This window comes from Vibrio genomosp. F10 str. 9ZD137 (assembly GCF_049974785.1).
Lineage (GTDB): Bacteria > Pseudomonadota > Gammaproteobacteria > Enterobacterales > Vibrionaceae > Vibrio.
On the sequence record NZ_JBNGCJ010000215.1, the window covers coordinates 4,486 to 4,836 of the forward strand.

General features: G+C 50.1%; 1 pseudogene. It reads right to left on the reverse strand.

Going from position 1 to position 351, the window contains the following annotated elements:
* Window positions 1–351: pseudogene (locus ACP45E_RS02965) on the reverse strand (hypothetical protein); the annotation flags it as partial.

A 351-nucleotide genomic window follows, 5' to 3' on the forward strand; every position in this document is an offset into this window, starting at 1 on the left:
TGATTGTACGTTTTCTGACGATATTGGGTTGTTCGGGTCGTTGTCATCCCAACCATTTATGACTTCTTCGGCTTTCGAGAAGTTATCACTGTCGTCGTTTGACGCGCCACCCGGTACCGGCTTGTCTGGGTCATTTTTATCCCACTCGGGTTCCACTTTGTCCTGGCTATTGATCTCTTCAAGACCATCATTGAGTTTGTCACCATCGCTGTCTTGGTTGCCACCGTTGACGGGAACGTTTGAGTCGGTGTCGTCCCAACCTTGAATAGCCTCCAGACCTTTTTTAATGCCGTCACCATCGCTGTCTTCGTGACCATTAGGGATCGGGTTGTTGGCGTCGTTGTCGTCCCA